The sequence below is a fragment of the Atribacteraceae bacterium genome, assembly GCA_035477455.1.
Lineage (GTDB): Bacteria > Atribacterota > Atribacteria > Atribacterales > Atribacteraceae > DATIKP01.
The window spans coordinates 1-12,494 of the sequence record DATIKP010000054.1; the positions used below are offsets into that span (position 1 = coordinate 1).

General features: G+C 51.7%; 13 protein-coding genes and 1 tRNA gene. All 14 read left to right on the top strand.

Translation table 11 applies throughout. The features are described 5' to 3' along the window. The coding region (locus tag VLH40_02975) for a CTP synthase (GenBank protein HSV30971.1) at positions 1–1,270 on the top strand (1,270 nt) is incomplete at its 5' end. After that, positions 1,258–2,127, top strand: coding sequence for a glutamate racemase (gene murI / locus VLH40_02980; GenBank protein ID HSV30972.1), 870 nt, complete (start codon positions 1,258–1,260; stop codon positions 2,125–2,127). The genes VLH40_02975 and murI, both read left to right, overlap by 13 nt. Further along, entirely contained in the window at positions 2,085–3,104 is a 1,020-nt protein-coding gene (gene ispE, locus VLH40_02985; protein ID HSV30973.1) for a 4-(cytidine 5'-diphospho)-2-C-methyl-D-erythritol kinase, read from the top strand. Before murI ends, ispE begins: the two co-directional genes overlap by 43 nt. Before the next feature lie 17 nt (positions 3,105–3,121). Continuing rightward, positions 3,122–3,874, top strand: a complete 753-nt coding sequence (locus tag VLH40_02990) for a nucleotidyltransferase family protein (GenBank protein HSV30974.1) — start codon at positions 3,122–3,124, stop codon at positions 3,872–3,874. 19 nt (positions 3,875–3,893) lie between these two features. Beyond that, positions 3,894–5,231, top strand: coding sequence for a transcription termination factor Rho (gene rho / locus VLH40_02995; GenBank protein HSV30975.1), 1,338 nt, complete (start codon positions 3,894–3,896; stop codon positions 5,229–5,231). Between the two features lie 70 nt (positions 5,232–5,301). Then, a complete protein-coding gene (gene rpmE / locus VLH40_03000) occupies positions 5,302–5,508 on the top strand; it encodes a 50S ribosomal protein L31 (GenBank protein ID HSV30976.1) in 207 nt (68 codons plus the stop codon). A 56-nt stretch (positions 5,509–5,564) separates the two neighbouring features. Further along, complete coding sequence (gene thyX / locus VLH40_03005) at positions 5,565–6,227, top strand: FAD-dependent thymidylate synthase (GenBank protein ID HSV30977.1); 663 nt, start codon at positions 5,565–5,567, stop codon at positions 6,225–6,227. Further along, positions 6,224–7,114, top strand: coding sequence for a DUF1385 domain-containing protein (locus VLH40_03010; GenBank protein HSV30978.1), 891 nt, complete (start codon positions 6,224–6,226; stop codon positions 7,112–7,114). The genes thyX and VLH40_03010 overlap by 4 nt, the downstream gene beginning before the upstream one ends. Beyond that, entirely contained in the window at positions 7,101–8,171 is a 1,071-nt protein-coding gene (prfA, locus tag VLH40_03015; protein ID HSV30979.1) for a peptide chain release factor 1, read from the top strand. Before VLH40_03010 ends, prfA begins: the two co-directional genes overlap by 14 nt. After that, complete coding sequence (gene prmC / locus VLH40_03020; protein ID HSV30980.1) at positions 8,172–9,089, top strand: peptide chain release factor N(5)-glutamine methyltransferase; 918 nt, start codon at positions 8,172–8,174, stop codon at positions 9,087–9,089. After that, complete coding sequence (locus VLH40_03025; GenBank protein ID HSV30981.1) at positions 9,067–9,522, top strand: cytidine/deoxycytidylate deaminase family protein; 456 nt, start codon at positions 9,067–9,069, stop codon at positions 9,520–9,522. Before prmC ends, VLH40_03025 begins: the two co-directional genes overlap by 23 nt. Beyond that, positions 9,523–10,575 carry an MraY family glycosyltransferase gene (locus VLH40_03030; protein ID HSV30982.1) on the top strand — a complete coding sequence of 351 codons (1,053 nt, stop codon included), beginning with the start codon at positions 9,523–9,525 and terminating at the stop codon, positions 10,573–10,575. Then, on the top strand, positions 10,562–11,767 hold the full coding sequence (gene wecB / locus VLH40_03035) for a UDP-N-acetylglucosamine 2-epimerase (non-hydrolyzing) (GenBank protein ID HSV30983.1): 1,206 nt from the start codon (positions 10,562–10,564) through the stop codon (positions 11,765–11,767). The genes VLH40_03030 and wecB overlap by 14 nt, the downstream gene beginning before the upstream one ends. A gap of 504 nt (positions 11,768–12,271) precedes the next feature. Then, positions 12,272–12,346, top strand: a tRNA-Gly gene (locus VLH40_03040). The last annotated feature ends 148 nt before the right edge of the window (positions 12,347–12,494 follow it).

Below are 12,494 nucleotides of genomic sequence, written 5' to 3' on the forward strand. Positions count from 1 at the left end.
CAAAGAAGAAATTTTCTGTTTACGGGAAGAATCCAAGGCCGAAATATCCATCGTAGAGATCGGCGGGACGGTAGGCGACATCGAAAGCCTGCCCTTTCTGGAAGCTATACGGCAAATCAAAAATGATATTGGGCGAAATAACTGTTTATACGTTCACGTAACACTGATTCCCTTCCTCGAAGCCGCCGGAGAACTTAAGTCAAAACCGACTCAGCACAGCGTCAAGGAGTTGCGAAGTATTGGAATCCAACCGGACGTGATCATCTGTCGTTCCTCGCGGACAATCACCCGCGAAGTCGTATCCAAAATCGCTCTGTTTTGTGATATTGAACAGGAAGCGGTTATTCCGGTCATCGATGCCGATTCTATTTACGAAGTCCCCCTGATTCTCGAGAACAAGGGAGTAGGCAACCTGATTTTGAGCAAGATGGGTCTCAGCGGTGGAGTAGTTGATCTCTCTGAATGGCAACGGATTGTCGAGCGCATGAACCATCCTGACGGAATGGTGACCATCGGGTTGATCGGAAAATACATCGATTCTAAAGACGCCTATTTGAGCATTTGTGAAGCGCTTCGACACAGTGGGGGACTTCAGGGACTTCGAGTTGCAATCCGAGCCCTTGAGGCGGAAAAAATTTCCAGCAGCAATCCGGAGGAATATTTCGCCGACTTGGATGGCATTCTGGTGCCGGGCGGCTTCGGACATCGGGGGATCGAAGGCAAAATCAAGGCGGCTCGCTTCGCTCGGGAAAAAGAGATTCCCTATTTTGGGATATGTCTGGGCATGCAGGTGGCGGTAATCGAATTCTCTCAGAATTGTGCTGGTCTCAACGGAGCCCACTCGACCGAGTTCGCCCCTCAAACCGCCTTTCCAGTCATCGATCTTTTGCCCTCACAGCGAAAGCTCGCCGCCATGGGAGGAACCATGAGGCTGGGGAATTACCGCTGTCTTCTGTCCGCTTCTCACAGTCGAGACATGTTTCAAGCCGACGAGATTCTCGAACGCCACCGCCACCGCTATGAATTCAATTCGAACTATATGACGACCCTCGAACGGGCGGGAATGGTTATGGCCGGTTTCAACCCGGAATTTGAAGTGGTGGAAATTATTGAACTTGAAAACCACCCCTGGTTTGTTGGAGTCCAGTTTCATCCGGAATTCAAGTCCCGCCCAAACCGACCCCATCCCTTGTTTCATGGCTTTCTTCAGGCGGCGGGCGAGTACCGCGCCCGCCATAAAAACCTCCGGAGGACGGCATGGGAACGATGACCGGCCCGATTGGCGTCATCGATTCCGGGATCGGGGGGCTGAGCGTAGTAACCGCCCTGCGCGACCTTCTCCCTCAGGAAGACATCGTCTACATCGCCGATCCAAAATACTTTCCTTATGGAGAAAAAACCACTGAAGAACTGCTGTGCATCATCCGACCTTTTTTCTCCTTTTTTCTGGATGAGTTCTCCACTAAGCTGGTAGTAACGGCTTGCGGGTCAGTGAGTGCGACTTGCCTGCCGTTCCTTAACCGAGAGATTCCGGTACCAGTGATCGGTATCGTTGAGCCAGGAGTGAATGAAGCGATTGCCATTACGCAAACCAGGACCATCGCCGTTCTGGCGACCAATGCGACGGTCAAAAGCGGCATGTTCCGGCGGCTCATCGAACGCGTCGGTCGGAACCTCCGGGTGATCGAAAAAGCTTGGCCCGAATTCATTGAAGCGGTCGAGCGGGGAGAATATCATACACCTTCCTGGTTTTCCCAAGTCAGTCGGGAACTAGAATCGCTCCGCTCCCAGGGAGCCGATACGGTAATTATGGGCTGTACGCATTTTTCCTTGATCACCGCCTTTTTTGAGGAGGCAGCGGATTCACGAATCAGGATCGTCGACCCGGCCAAAGCCTGTGCCCGCGAAGTAAAAACCTGTCTTGATGTTACCGGGACAACGGGTAGTGGGAACGGTCAAACCCTTATGTATGTACGGGGTGAGCGCAGCCATTTTCATTGGGTGTTGGACATGTTGAATGGAGTGACCTTCCAGTCACTCAACAGTTTTCCAGAAGAATATGACGTTGTGTCTAGAAGATCGCAATGCGCTTTTCCATCATGCGCAAGAATTATCCGAACCAAATGATGGTTTTCCCCGACGCGGCGGATCGCAACCTTTCCCCTTGGAATCCCGAAGATTTTCCGGAGCCGGGGATGAATGATACACCGGTTGTCCGATTTCGGTCGTATGCCAAAATCAACTGGTATTTACACATTCTGGGCCTGCGCAGCGACGGGTATCATGATATCGATTCGCTGGTTCAGTTAATCTCGCTTCATGACGAAATCGAAATTTCCCCTAGCGATTCCGTTGACCGGATTATTTGTAATTACAAGATTCCAACTGGAAAGAACAGCCTATTGATCCGGGCACTGAACGGTTTGCGGGAGAGGAACCCCATTCTCCGCCGGCAGCACTTTTCGATTAGGATCAGAAAATCGATTCCACCCTGTGGCGGACTCGGCGGAGGGAGCAGCAACGTGGCTGGTCTCTTGTGTGTATTTAGCAGGTTTTACCCTTCCCAGTACGCATTATCCGATCTATCCGAGCATGCCTCCACCTTGGGTTCCGATGTTCCTTTTTTCGCCAGTGGATATTCGGTTGCCCGGATGCAGGGACGCGGTGAAAAGTTGTCTCCCGTCCATCCTGGCCCGGAACGCTTTTTAGTGCTTGCGTTTCCCGAATTCGGCGTACCGACTAAATGGGCATATCGAGAATGGGATCGTCGGAATCGGCAATACCCGCACCCCGGCGGTTTGCCTACTGAGGTGCATGCCCTCTTGAATGCCGGAGGTTCCCCCAACATTCTTGAACTTATCCGGAATGACTTTGAAGACGTGGTCTTTTCTCATTATCCGGCGCTTTTGACTTTAAAACAGATCATGATCGATGAAGGCTGTCACCATGCCTTTATGAGCGGAAGCGGAAGTACGCTGGTCGGCGTGGCTGGAAACGATGAACAAGCTCAGGAAATCGCAGAGAGCTTGCGTAATAGAGGTTTTCAAGCGCTACCGGTCTCCACTCGCCTGCCCGAAAGCGAACCGAAAAACACCATCGATTGAAAAAGGGGACAATTTATATGCCTGATGCGATCATTTTGGCCGGAGAGGGAGAAGAACAAGAAAATATTACAAAATTCGGGGTGGGCAACCGTGCTCTACTTGTTATTCAGGAACAGTTTATGGTAGAGTATGTGATAGAAGCCCTCAAAGCTGTATCCTCAATCGAGCGGATCGTTGTCGTGGGACCGGTCAAGGAGTTCAAAACCAGAATCGGCGCGCTGGTCGAAGACGTTGTCCCTCCTGGTTATACCCCTTTCGAGAGCACTCTGAATGGTCTCAAACGTTTACAGACTCAGGAAAACGTTTTAGTCCTGACCAGCGATATTCCGTTGGTCAAAGGTGAAATGATTGAAGACTTCCTTTTCCGCTGCGAAAAAACCCGGGCAGATTTTTACTACCCGATTGTTCGAAAAGAGGTCTATCAAAAAAAGTTCTCCCGGACAAAGAGAACGTTCGTTTGCCTGAAGGAAGGGTGCTTTAGTGGAGGAAACCTTTTCTTAATTAATCCTTCCGTCGTGGAAAGACGAAAGGATTGGATCATGCGGGTCATTCGTACGAGGAAAAGCCCCCTGGCCATTGCCCGTCTCTTGGGAATCGTTGTCATATTGAAATACCTTCTGAAGCGGCTGAGCGTGAAAAACATAGAAAAACGGGTGGAAAATATCCTGGGAATGAAGGGCTTAGCCATAATTACTCCCTACCCGGAGATGGGTTTTGATGTCGATTTACCGGAGCATGTAGATCTAGCCAAGCGTTTTTTGAAAAATTAATGAACAGGAGGAGGTTGCATTGATCAACGATAATAACCAAGTAGAAATCTATCCTGAAGAAAAGGAAGGTGAAAGAAGGAAAACGGAACTTCAGTATTCCCTGGCCGACCTGAAAAGCAAGACAAATACTGAGCTCAACGATATTTCCCAGCGGTTGGGTATCACCTCGTCCAGTCGGAAGCGAAAAAACGAGTTGATTTATGAGATATTGAGAAAAGCGACTGAATCAAAGGGGTATATTTTCAGCGAAGGTGTTTTGGAAATCACGACGGACGGTTACGGTTTTTTACGGACGTCTGATGATTTTACCCCCTGCGAGAACGACGTTTACGTTTCTCCTTCCCAAATCAAACGATTCGCCCTCTCAAGCGGTGACAAAGTCGCTGGACAGATCCGCCCCCCAAAGGAAGGAGAACGCTACTATGCCCTCCTGAGAATCGAGGCTATCAATGACGAGGATCCGGAACAGGCAAAAAAGCGACCGTTGTTCGAAAATCTGACACCGATCTTTCCCAATGAACAATTCATCCTGGAAACTATATCCGATGAAATATCCACCCGAATCATCGATATTTTCTCTCCCTTGGGAATGGGTCAGCGCGGTCTGATCGTTTCTCCGCCCAAAGCCGGAAAAACTATTCTTTTGGAAAAAATCGCCAACGGGATTACTCACAACCATCCCGAAGCAGTCTTGATTGTACTCCTGGTCGATGAACGACCGGAAGAAGTGACCCATATGGAACGTTCGGTCAGGGGCAGCGTGATCGCCTCCACCTTTGACCAGAAACCGGACAACCACATCCGGGTAGCCGATTTGACCTTGGAGCGCGCGAAACGGCTGGTGGAGGAAGGTAAGGATGTCGTGATCCTTCTGGACAGTATCACCCGTTTAGCCCGGGCGAACAACCTCGTAGTTCCGAATACCGGAAAGACCCTATCGGGGGGCATAGATTCTTCTGCTTTGCACTGGCCGAAGCGCTTTTTCGGAGCCGCCCGGAATATCGAAGAAGGAGGAAGTCTGACTATTTTGGCTACAGCTTTGATCGATACCGGTTCCCGCATGGACGAAGTCATCTATGAGGAGTTTAAGGGAACGGGCAATATGGAGCTTCATCTCAGTCGGGCCCTGTCCGAAATCAGGATTTTTCCGGCTATTGATATCCACCGCTCCGGAACTCGCCGTGAGGAGTTATTACTGAAAAAGGAAGACCTCGATCGGATCTGGATGCTCAGGAAGCTACTGGCTAACGTCGAACCTCAGGAAGGGGTTCAGATGGTCATCGACCGCATGCGCAACACCAAATCCAACCGTGAGTTCTTCAAAGCTATCGATCAGGTCATCAGGACCTCCCGCTGATTTTGACAGGGGAAGTGTTCTGTGCTATAATGCGCCGCGCTTGAAATCGCTCAAAGAGGTGACAACCACGATGAAATCCGGAATTCATCCCGTTTATCAGGAAACCAAGATCAGCTGTGCCTGTGGGAATACCTTTACTACGAAATCCACCAAGTCCCCGGAAATCAAGATAGAGATCTGTGCTCAATGCCACCCGTTTTTTACCGGGCAAAAGAGACTTTTGGATACCACGGGACGAGTGGAAAAATTCCGAGCCAAATACGGGGACAATTACTGATCACCAAGTCCCGGTGCCCCTGAAGCATAACTCCGGGAGGAGGACAGACGCCAGCTATGAATGTGACTCTGATCGCTCACACCCCGGATCCGGAAAATATTATTGCCCAAGCGGCTCGCACCTGTTACGGCACCGCCGCAAAAGCGTCACTCGGGAAAATGGCGCAACAGCGGCTAATCAGGGAATTGGTCAAAAGAGGCCATGAATCAGTTCTGGAACACGCCTGTTTCACTTTTTCTGTGGAGGGAATCTCCCGGACTGCTTCTCATCAACTGGTCAGACACCGGCTGGCATCTTTTTCTCAGCAAAGCCAGCGTTATGTCCGCCTTGACCCTCCAGCGTTCATTATGCCCTCGAGCATAACGCTAGATCCTCAAGCTTCAGCGTTGTTTAGCGAGGCCTGCCAGACGTTGACCAATACATACCAGAAGCTGATCGGCCTGAATATTCCCCGGGAAGATGCCCGCCTTATCCTGCCCCAGGCGGTGACCACCAGTTTGGTGATGACGGTCAACGCCCGCGAGCTTTTACACATCTTTCGCGTGCGATTATGCCGGCGTGCGCAATGGGAAATCCAGGAAGTGTGTCTACTCATTCTCGAAATAGTCGAAAAACTGGCCCCTGCCGTCTTTCAGGAAGCGGGCCCTCCTTGCGTGCATGGTCCGTGTCCGGAAGGAGAGAAGGGGTGTCGTCACCCCTGGATCAGGAGGTTGTCATGAACCGCAAACCCTGCCCCAATGTTGGCGGTCAGGCGGTGATCGAAGGGGTCATGATGCGCAGCCCCTGGCGGATTGCTATATCCGTACGCCGCCCGAACGGTGAAATTATTACCAGTGTCAAAGACCAGATTCCCCTCGTCAAAAAACACAAGTTGCTTGGACTTCCCATCATCCGTGGCGTGGTCAACCTCGTCGATTCCCTCGTGATTGGCTTCCGGGCCTTATCCTATTCGGCGACGATGGCTCTGGAAGAGGAGAACGAGAAAATGTCGGGAACGGACATGACCCTGGCTATGCTTCTGGCTTTCGGCTTGTTCGTCGGCTTGTTCATAGTCCTGCCGGCATTTCTGACCGGCTTGGTCGGCAACCGGATACAGTCATTGGTATTGTTCAACCTTTTGGAGGGGCTGATCCGGATTGGCATCTTTATCCTGTATTTGTTGTTCATGTCCTTGCTCAAAGATATCCGCAGGGTTTTCGAATATCACGGAGCAGAGCACAAAACGATCTATTCGTTCGAAAACGGTGACGAGGTTACGCTGGATTCCGTCCGGAACTACCAGACCGCCCATCCCCGCTGTGGGACAAACTGGTTGATCGTGGTCATGGTGATCAGTATTTTCATATTTTCCCTTTTGGGACGGCCGGGGCTTATTATGAGAGTCGTTTCCCGGATCATCGTCATTCCCCTGGTGGCGGGGCTGGCCTACGAAGTGATCAAACTTCTTGCCCGCCATCAAAATAATGCTTTTGCTTATGTGTTGGCTCTTCCCGGACTTCTCCTTCAAAAAATCACTACGAAGGAACCCGATGAAAAACAACTTGAAGTCGCGATGACCGCCCTGCGGGAAAGCGTGCAGGGGAAATGTGATCATGTGGAGAGCTAAAGTCGAAGAAATGCTTGAACGGTACCGGGGTCTGTCCAAAGAGATGGTCGATCCGGAGGTGGCGTTTGAATTCCATAGATACCAGAGAACGGCCCGGGCTTTGTCTGAGTTGGAAGCGGTTGTCCAAGCCTATGAGCAATACCAGTTCATAGAAGGGAAATTGACCGAAGACAAAAACCTTCTTAAATCGGAAAATGATCCCGATTTGCGGATGCTCCTGGAAGAGGAAATCACAGTGTTGTCTAAACAACTCCAAGATGCAGAAGAAGGAATCAAAGAACTCCTCGTTCCCCGGGATCAGCGGGATGACAAAGACATTCTGGTGGAAATCCGGGCCGGAACCGGAGGTGAGGAAGCCGGTCTTTTCTCCGGAGACCTTTTCCGCATGTATTCGCGATACGCGGAAAGCAAAGGTTGGAAGGTCGAATTAATGAGTTCGAATCCGACTGAACTGGGTGGGTTCAAAGAAGCTATTTTCGCTGTGGAGGGAAAAGGGGCCTTCAGTCGCTTTAAATATGAAAGCGGCGCTCACCGGGTCCAACGAGTACCGCTTACCGAAGCCGGGGGGCGGATTCACACCTCGACGGCAACGGTGGCGGTGCTAGCCGAAGCGGATGAAGTAGCGGCGGATATCAAGGCCGAGGACGTCCGGTTTGATGTTTACCGGTCATCCGGACCGGGCGGTCAAAGTGTCAATACTACCGATTCCGCTGTTCGGGTAACTCATGTGCCATCCGGACTGGTGGTGACCTGCCAGGACGAGAAGTCTCAGCATAAGAATAAAGCCAAGGCGCTTCGTATCCTCCGAGCCCGCCTTCAGGATCTGGAGCTCAAAAAACAAAAAGACGAAATTGATCGTGAGCGAAAAATTCAGATCGGGACCGGAGAGCGAAGTGAACGGATCCGCACCTATAACTTTCCTCAGAACCGGGTTACCGATCACCGGATCAACCTTACTTTGTACCGTTTGGAAGCTGTCCTGGAAGGGGATCTCGATGAGATTATCGACTCCCTGGCCAACGAAGAAAAACTGCGGGCACTGGCGCGAGTGATGTAAATGAAACAGTTGGTGCGGGACGCCTGGCGCTCGGGGGTCCGCTTACTGAAGGAGTGTGGAATTCCTCACCCTTCCCGGGAAACCCGCTGGCTTTTATCCGCAATCTTAAACATCGAACCGACACGGCTCCACCTCTATTGGGATCAACCCTTTAGCTCCGAATCCGGCCAAGTCTTCAAACGAATGTTGACCGGGCGAAGCAGGGGCATCCCTTTACAGTATGTAATTGGGACATGGGAATTCATGTCCTGTCCCCTAAGTGTTCGGGAAGGGGTATTTATCCCCCGCTTAGACACTGAGTCCTGGGTTGAAGAAGTTATCAGTTGGGCGCAAAGCGCGCCTTCTCGGGGAAAAGTCCGATTGCTTGATCTATGCTGCGGTTCCGGGACGATTGCCTGTGCTTGTGCTTTCTGGATACCCCGGTTGATGGCCTTGGGGGTGGATATCTCGGAAGAGGCCATCCGGCTGGCCCGACAAAATGCCCGTCAACTGGGTATCGAAGCCAGAACCCAATTTTTGGTTTCAGACCTTTTTGAAGTGTTTCGAAACCAACGCCGGGCCAGCTTCGATCTTGTACTCAGTAATCCGCCGTATATTCGCGAAGATGAATGGGAAACCCTTCCCGACGGAGTCCGATTCTATGAACCGAAACAGGCTTTGATCGGCGGGCCGGACGGCCTGGAAGTCATCAGGAGAATCCTTGATGAAGGGCGGGATTTTTTAGAAAAAGATGGTATCATGGTGATTGAGCATGCCCCTGGCCAGGCGGTGATGCTCCAGGAGATGCTGAGCCAGGATCTGGTTCTCGAATTTCGACGAACGATAACCGACTTAACCGGGCAACCCCGGGCAACGATGATCGGGCATCGGGAAATACGGAAAGGAGCTGCGGCAGGTGAGGCGTCCGGAATGGGATGAATATTTTATGGCCATTGCCCAGTTGGTGAGCAGCCGCTCCACCTGTGTTCGCCGGCAGGTGGGATCGGTCCTAGTCAAGGACAAGCGGATCCTGGCGACCGGTTACAACGGGGCGCCGGCGTTGCTTTCCCACTGTACCGCGGAAACCTGTCTGCGTTCCATGGATAACGTGCCCTCCGGAGTCCGCCAGGAATTGTGCCGGGGGCTTCATGCTGAACAAAACGTCATCATTCAGGCGGCGCTCCATGGAGTGGGTACCCGGGGTGCGATCCTGTACTGTACGCATAAACCCTGTGTTTTATGCGCCAAAATGATCATCAATTCTGGCGTCATCCGGATCGTTTACCAGAACTCTTATCCGGATCCTTTTGGTGACTCTCTTTTGAGTGAAGCAGGAATTGAGATGTGTCTGTTTTCGGGGGAGGCGCTTTGAATGTCTTTCGTCTACCTGTTTTTTATTCTGGCGTTTTGCCTGACCGCTGGACTGACCCCCTTGGTGATCTTTTACTGCCAGCGAGTGAAGCAATACGACCTGCCGGACGGCAAGAGAAAGATTCACCGGCGGCCGATTTCCCGGTTGGGCGGACTGGCGGTCTTCGCCTCATTCCTGATATCCTCTTCGCTCGCTTCCTCAGTGGTCGGATTCAGCTTTCCCGGTATCCAGATCGCCGGGTTGGTTCTCATCTTTGCCACGGGCTTTCTCGACGACCTCCGGACTCTATCCCCTTATCTGAAGCTGGGCGGGCAACTGGCCGGCGTGCTGTGCTTGATGAACGGAGGAGCTCTCATTCAGTTTTTTACTCTTCCCTGGGACAATATCCTGTATCTGGGGATTTGGGGTTACCCATTGACTGTTTTGTGGTTTATCGGCATCATCAACGCCTTGAACTTGATTGACGGTATGGACGGGCTCTCCGGTGGAATCGCTTCGATCGCCGCCCTGACCCTGGGTATTATCGCCTGGCAGGAAGGACGGTTGGAACCGGCCCTGATTTCCTTTGTTTTTCTCTTTTCCGTTCTCGGATTTCTCCCCTTCAATTTCCCGCCGGCTAAAGTCTTTCTGGGTGACGGGGGGGCGCTGCTCCTCGGATCGGTATTAGCCCTGATCTCCGTCCAGGGGGCGGTGAAAAGCGCCGCGACTTTTACCCTGGCTGCACCCATCCTGGTACTCGGGGTTCCCATCTCCGACACCCTGTTTGCCATCATCCGGCGGAAGCGCAATGGACTGCCGATCATGTTTCCCGACCGGGGACACCTGCACCATCGATTGCTCGAACGAGGTTACAGCCAAACCCGAGTAGTGCTGACCGTTTATGGCATCAGCGCCGCATTCGGCTTGGTGGCGATTCTGATTGACCGATTTCTCACGTCGAGCACCTATTCTCTGTTACTTTTTCTGGCTCTCTTCGTTTTGCTCTGGCGATGGGGGAAAAACCTCGGTTTGACCGAGCTTTCCCGGAATGACCGTTCCCTTGACGAAGGATAAGATATTTTTCATTCTGGGCACCCGGCCGGAAGTGGTCAAGTTGGCTCCGGTAATCCGGCGGTTTCAGTCCAGTCAGCATTTCGGGGTCATTGTAGTCAATACCGGCCAGCATCGGGAGTTGGCGCAAAGTTTTCTCTCATTATTTAATATCTCCCCAAGCTACAACTGCCGGGTGATGCGTCCGGGTCAGACTCTGGCCCATTTGAGCGCCCGGATATTGCACTGTCTGGATGAATTGTTCGATCGGGAATCGCCTTGTATGACTTTTGTACAGGGAGATACCTCGAGTGCCCTGTGTGGGGCTTTGGCGTCTTTCTACCGTCGGGTCCCGGTCGCCCACGTGGAGGCCGGACTTCGTACCTTTGACCCATCTAACCCCTTTCCGGAAGAAACCAACCGAACCCTTATCGCCCGCTTAACCGATGAGCATTTTGCCCCAACCGATCGGGCTTGCCGTCACCTGTTGGACGAAGGCATCGCCTCGGAACGTATTTCAGTGACCGGGAATACCGTGGTCGATGCTTTACAGCATATTTTGAAAACGTGTGGCCAGATTCGAAATAAACTGATTCGAGATTTACTCAAATCTCCTGGGAGCAGAAACCTCGTAACGATAACCGCCCATCGCCGGGAAAATTGGGAGGGAGGCATTCGGGAAATTTCCCTGGCTCTTCGGGACTTGACTTGGCGTTTCCCGGATTACCGTTTTGTTTTCACCCTGCATCCCAATCCCTTGATCAGGGAACAGGTCAGTTCGGTTTTGGCCGGCACGCCTGGTATTTTTTTAGTCGATTCTCTGGCATATTCTGATTTCATCAAACTGCTATCCGTCTCCCGGTTGGCCATTAGTGATTCAGGAGGGCTTCAGGAAGAAGCTCCCTCGCTGGGTGTCCCAGTACTGATTACCCGAAACCGGACCGAGCGGCCGGAAATCTTGGAAGCCGGGTGGGGAAGTCTGGTGGGGACCGACCGGAACGTCATTGTCAGGGAAGCTTCCCGGATTCTCTCCCGTCCTGATGTTGACCGAAGACCTCTCTGGCTGTTCGGAGACGGTCTGGCCGCCGAACGGATCTTTAACCGGATCGTTAGGCGCTTCGGCTATCAGGACCATGAGGCCATGATCGAACCCAAAGAGTTGGTGACCCCACCGCTCTTTCTTCCCGGTCAGCAACCGGACCAGCGAACGAAGTAGGGCAGCCTGAGTCCGATAATAATCAGCTTCTATATCCCGTTTCTCGCGCTTGACCTTGGCCCGCTTCGTTTCTTGACTCCGCATGATATTAAGAGCAGGGCTGGGACAGAGGCCAAGCTCTAGATGCTCTTTTTCATCAGGTTCGGGTACGGACATCCGGAACCAAAAGCCTATCCGCCGACAGGCTGACTACGGAAAATCCGGTAACCGGCCGAGTTCCGGGAACTTCCTTTTCAGAAATCAGTCTGATTGAGCACTGTTTAGTAAGGTTGCTGCCCCCTTTGTAAATCCCATCCTCATTTTCATGTTCAAAGCTGTCGCGGGCACCGGCTGTTTAACCTCAGAAACCGTTGGAGATGTGTGAACGGTTTCCTGCATCCCGGGAAAGGGTGGTCTGAATAAACGTGCAAGCTTAATTTCAGATCGCTTTCTAAAAAGTATGAGAAAAATATTGATGGATACCCTTGAAAAAATCCCTGAATAATTTTATGATAAAACCATGGAGCGGAAATAGCTCAGTGGTAGAGCATCGGCTTCCCAAGCCGAGGGTCGCGGGTTCAAATCCCGTTTTCCGCTCCAAAGTCTTTCATAGAGCCATAAATCCAACCTGACTTTTGTTTTTTCCCTAAAATTTCCCCTGCAAGAGCATCGGCCTATGCCTATTTGATATTTGATTTCTAACTCAACTTTCGCACATCACAATTATGAGTTTCTCCCTCAACCATGA